Origin of the sequence: Methylobacterium sp. Leaf89 (assembly GCF_001422215.1) — a bacterium.
Lineage (GTDB): Bacteria > Pseudomonadota > Alphaproteobacteria > Rhizobiales > Beijerinckiaceae > Methylobacterium.
Window position 1 is genome coordinate 306 of record NZ_LMML01000029.1, and the last position, 4,970, is coordinate 5,275.

4 protein-coding genes and 2 pseudogenes are annotated in these 4,970 nt (G+C 63.4%); 5 read left to right on the forward strand and 1 reads right to left on the reverse strand.

The annotated features are described in order from the left end of the window. Nucleotides 1-299: 299 nt before the first annotated feature. From ASF18_RS24400 to ASF18_RS15490, 3 genes and pseudogenes are all read left to right on the forward strand, one after another. Nucleotides 300-521, forward strand: a complete 222-nt coding sequence (locus tag ASF18_RS24400; protein WP_056352891.1) for a hypothetical protein — start codon at nt 300-302, stop codon at nt 519-521. 279 nt (nt 522-800) lie between these two features. Then, a pseudogene (locus tag ASF18_RS24790) lies at nt 801-950 on the forward strand (HU family DNA-binding protein); the annotation flags it as partial. Between the two features lie 681 nt (nt 951-1,631). Beyond that, the gene (locus tag ASF18_RS15490) at nt 1,632-2,015 is read left to right on the forward strand and encodes a VOC family protein (RefSeq protein ID WP_056352893.1); all 384 of its coding nucleotides are present in this window, start codon (nt 1,632-1,634) and stop codon (nt 2,013-2,015) included. Nucleotides 2,016-2,090: 75 nt separating this feature from the next. Here ASF18_RS15490 and ASF18_RS15495 read toward each other — a convergent pair whose 3' ends face one another. After that, nucleotides 2,091-2,558 carry a MucR family transcriptional regulator gene (locus ASF18_RS15495; RefSeq protein WP_056352895.1) on the reverse strand — a complete coding sequence of 156 codons (468 nt, stop codon included), beginning with the start codon at nt 2,556-2,558 and terminating at the stop codon, nt 2,091-2,093. 400 nt (nt 2,559-2,958) lie between these two features. On the opposite strand from ASF18_RS15495, the gene ASF18_RS15500 reads away from it, so the two are divergent. After that, nucleotides 2,959-4,311, forward strand: a complete 1,353-nt coding sequence (locus tag ASF18_RS15500; RefSeq protein WP_348271402.1) for an alpha/beta hydrolase — start codon at nt 2,959-2,961, stop codon at nt 4,309-4,311. A gap of 80 nt (nt 4,312-4,391) precedes the next feature. Continuing rightward, a pseudogene (locus tag ASF18_RS24795) lies at nt 4,392-4,508 on the forward strand (SOS response-associated peptidase); the annotation flags it as partial. Nucleotides 4,509-4,970 lie beyond the last annotated feature (462 nt).

Genomic DNA, 4,970 nt, shown 5'->3' on the forward strand with positions numbered 1-4,970 from the left:
ATATCGCTCGAAGAATGCGTTAGGGTTTTACTTACCATGTTGTTCGTGAACGCCACAGCTCACGTCCGCCCTAGCGGTTCCAAGACCAGCGTGAAGGCCGTGAAGCCGTAGACGGTCGATTTGAATCGAGGGGACGAATGGAATGCCGATTGGCGTGCTCAGCTTTTGATCCAGAACCAAGCCGGCGGGTCTCTCATGAATGCTGTTCGCGGTACGGCCTGAACGGAACGCCGTGAAGTGCATCAGTCGTGGTTCGGTCGCTGAGGTGAAGCCCACGATCTTACCAGTCGGTTGAGCAGATGGCTCTGTTGCTAACCGACTCGACGCATGCCTTTGTCGACGTCGTCTCGATCTGCATCCCCTGGGACACCCGCATCGGCCTCGCGGTCGGAAAAATGAGGGTGGTCGGGGACCGGGAAGAGATCCTCCAGGCCCCGAGCGATCCCATAGAGCACTGGGTAAGACGGCGTGCCTTCGAGCGGCAGGCAGTAGTTAGCTTCACGCATGATGATCTCGGGTGACGAAGAGGCCTCCTCAGGAGGCGCAAGCGATTGGTTGGCAGTCAGCGTTAATGATAAACTCTGCAATAAGTTTCAAGAAAAACGAAACAATATTCGCCGCTCGACATAAATACACCATCCCTGATCTGCGCGTCATCGAATTGCGCACAACCCGGATGCTTGGATTTGGCGCTCCGGAGTCGAGCCTCGTCGCTGCGCCACGGTCGTGAAGCGATGCCTGCTGAGGCATCCGTGCTCTCGCACTTGCCACGCGGTTCGGCTGAGTGCTTCCCTCTCTTCATGATCAAATCCGAGTTGATCCTCCGCATCGCAGAGTAGAACCCGCGCCTTCGCAGGCGAGACGCCGAGGCTATCGGAAACACGATCCTGGGACGGATCTCCGACGCACTGGTGGCGGGCGAGCGTGTGGAGCTTCGTGGGTTTTTGGCGTCCATGACGCGCCTTGAACTCACAATTGCCGCTACACTCCTCATTTGCGCAGCGACGATCATCATGAGGTTGGCGTGAACGTCCACGCCTTTCGCGAAATAGGAACACGCGATGAAATCTTTGGTTGGTTGGCTAGAGCCCTTCGAAAGGTTCTCCAACGACACGGCAGGAATTGAAAATGAACGTCAAGATTTTGCGCTCGTCCCTGATCGCTGCGACCCTTCTGGCTGGTAGTGCCAGCTTTGCGCTGGCCCAGGGCGGTGGTGGTGGTGGCGGTGGCGCTGGGGGGGCGGGGGGTGGCGCCGGGGGAGCTACAGGCGGCGCATCTGGCGGAGGCGGAATGAGCGGCGGCGGGACCGGTGGATCAGGCAGCAACTCTGGTAGTAGCGCAGGTACTGGCATGGGTACCGGCACGGGATCCGGTACAGGCGGTGGTATGGGTACCAGTGGCTCTGGCTCCGCGGGCGGATCGTCGGGCACATCGGGGACCGGCGCAGGTGCAGCACCAAGCGGCACTGGCCGGTAACCCGGACTTGCCCCCGCCACCCAATTTGCTCATGGGCTGGCGGGGAGGATCGTCGATCCTGCAGCGTATCATGTCGGGACGCTGCAAAAGGCCATAGCTGCAGCTGAAGCCCCGGACGTGGTAGCCGTGCGACACAACGAGAGGGAGGCAACGACGTGTTCAGCCATATGGTGATTGGCAGCAACGACTTGGCCAAGGCGAAAGTCTTCTACGATGCGCTCTTCGGTGTCATGGGCGGCGAACCCGGCACGACGGATGCTCTAGGGCGCTTGGTCTACGCGCACCGCGGCAGCCGGTTCGTAATTACCAAGCCGATCAACGGGGAACCCGCGACCGCCTCCAACGGCGGTACCATCGGGTTCGGGATGGACAGCCCGGATGAGGCCCGTGCCTGGCACGAGGCCGGTGTCGCCCACGGGGGCACTTCCATCGAGAACCCGCCGGGCGAGCGTCAAACGCCGATGGGTCGAATCTATCTCGCCTACCTGCGCGACCCAGACGGCAACAAGCTCTGCGCACGCCACAAGGTTGCGGACTGAAGCTGCTCCCACCTGCCGGTTGACCATTGAGCCCATACCGACAGGTGATAGCGACGTGACGACGGTGAGGGCGAATCACGCAGCCTTCGTGCGCTTTGTGGCCTTCGGCTCCGCGGAGTCGCCCCGGTCGACGACACGGCCAAGGCCGCTGGACTTCGCAAGCTCTGAGCGTCGCGCGGCATACTCAGGGGCGACCATCGGGTCGTCGGCCGAGAGACCGAAGCGCTGACGGTAGCTGTGCGAGTCGAAGCCATGCATGCCGAGGTGACGCTTCAGGGTCCTGTAGGTCTTGCCGTCGATGAAGCTGACGATGCCTTCCGGCGTCACCGACTTGTGGACCTGCGCAGCGCTCGGCTTCTCAATCTCGGCTTCTGGCGCGGCTGTGGCCACTCCTGTTGCAGACGCCTCAAGCGCACTGTGAACCTGACGGATCAAATCCGGTAGATCGGCGGTCCGGACTGGATTGTTCGACACATACGCGGAGACGATATCGCCCGTGAGCTCGACGAAGTTGGTGGTTTGGGTTTCTATGCTCTTGGGCATGATACTATTCTGTTGTTGTACCTCGATCGGAGGGCAATTGAACATCCAAGGTTGATTATCAAGCTTTGCCTTGGCCGATGGTCCCGGAGCGGGCTGAAAGGGTCTTGGCGATCGATCCAATCCGGCAAAAGCTGGTCGGCGGGAGCGAAGCGGACGGCCCACGCGTCTTGGATGTGTTCCGCTCAGGCATCCCGGGTCCGAAGCAGTTCTGCCATGGCGGCGCCAAGGGGACATCTGGGAGATGGGGCCCAGCGGAGAATAGGACGAGCGATACATGTGCCGCGCTCCCCGGAAGAAGCTGCGGCTTTCGTGACTCCTTCGCCACATCGGTTCGAGAACCGCCGGATCGGACTGCCCGACGCCGCAATCGTACCGTAGCGTGTCTCGGTCTTGACGGTGCGTGAACCAATCGCCCGTCCAGCCTTTCAGCGAGATGGGCATGGAGATGCGGGTGTTCGGAGCCTTTGGGTTCGGGCGTGTGACGGCTGGCAGTATGGTCGCTGTGACGGCGCTCGCCCTGCTGCCGGCCTGTGCGGGGCGCCCCGGCGGGGTTCTCCTGCCCGTCGCCGGCGCCGAGCAGGTTGTGGGCACCTCGCGCGTCGACATGCTCGTCGCCACGACCCGCAAGTCCGCGGCCGACCGCGGCGTGCTGTTCTCGGGCGAGCGTGGCGAGGCGGTGACCTACACCGATCTCGCGGTCTCGATCCCGCCCGACGCCATCCGTCGGCCGGGCTCTGTCCAATGGCCGAGGGCGGTCCCTGGCAACCCGGCCACCGACTTCGTCGCCCTGCGCGCCGATCCGATCGAGCGCTCGAAGGTCCCGGCTTGGACGCACCGCGCCGTCCGGGGTTCGGCCAAGCGCCAGGTTCTCGTGTTCGTCCACGGCTTCAACAACAAGTTCGAGGATGCCGTCTTCCGCTTTGCCCAGATCGTGCATGATTCCGGCGCCGAGGTCGCGCCCGTGCTCTTCACCTGGCCATCGCGCGGATCCGTTCTCGCCTATGGCTATGACCGGGAGAGCACGAACTTCTCGCGCAACGGGCTCGAGGACCTGCTGCGGGACCTCGCGAAAGATCCGAATGTCGGCGAGGTGACGATCCTCGCCCATTCCATGGGTAATTGGCTGACCCTCGAGAGCCTGCGCCAGATGGCCATCCGCGACCGCCGGATCGCCCCGAAGATCCGCAACGTCATCCTGGCCGCCCCCGACGTCGACATGGATCTTGCCCGCGCCGCCTTCCACGACATGGGTAAGGACCGCCCACGCCTGACGCTGATGGTCTCCGGCGACGACCAGGCCCTGGCGGTGTCCCGCCTGGTCTGGGGCGACAGCGTCCGCCTTGGCGCCATCGACCCGACGGTCGAACCCTATCGAACGCAACTCGAGCGCGAGAAGGTGTCGGTGCTGAATCTCTCCGCAGTGAAGTCGACCGACGCCCTCAACCACGGCAAGTTCGCCAGCGGCGACGTCGTCGCCCTCCTGGGCAAGCGCCTCGCCGACGGCCAGCCAATCTCGGACGGTCAGATCGGCATCGGCGACCGTCTGGTGAGCACGGCCGCCGGCGCCGCGTCCACGGTGGCGACCGGAGCTGCCCTGGCCGTTGCCGCCCCCGTAGCCCTGATCGACCCCCAGACCCGCGAGACTTACGGCGAGCACCTCTCGAACGTCGGATCTGGCCTGCGCGACACCGTTGGATCGACCGTCGATCTCGCCGGCGCCCCGGTGCGCGCGCTGGGAAGCAGCGGGCGCTAGCGGTTCAACCTGTTCGGGGTCGAAAATGATGGCGACCAGTTGCGTGCATTGTTCGATCTGTTTTTGAGGCGGTCGAGTGGAACCCCGACCGCGTGGAGGCGGAGCACCGCCTGTTCTCGTTCCTGATCTGCGAGGCCAGCGGTATCGTCGGCCTGGTCCACCTGAAAGCCATGCCGGTCCTGCTGACGACGCCGGAGTGCTCTGCAACGTCCTATCGCATACGGTCACGACACGGGAGTTGATTGCCCTGGCACACGCGGCGCGTGCCGGATGCGCATTCCCGCTGTCGCATTCCCACATCGACACGCGCGACGACGATTGACCATCAGCCTTCGGGTAACCGAAGGGCTGCATCCTGACGTCGAGCCACGTTGCGTACCGGCTCGGCTGTGAGATGGACGATCCTCCCCGCCGGCTCGTGATCAGATCGGGCGGCGGGGCAGCTTCATTGAATATTAACCCTACGACCCCCATCTCAGAACCATACCGATCACGGCTCTAAGGCCCGATCGGATGCGGCCACGATGCCGGGATGGGGTGACGCCGGATGTACGCGCACCTCGTTCCAGCGTCCGTGGCCGTTGTTATGTCCGGCCGCGGTGCAACCTTAACGGTTTGTTGCCGATGCGCGTTCAGGATGCCTCAACCTTTGGAGGATC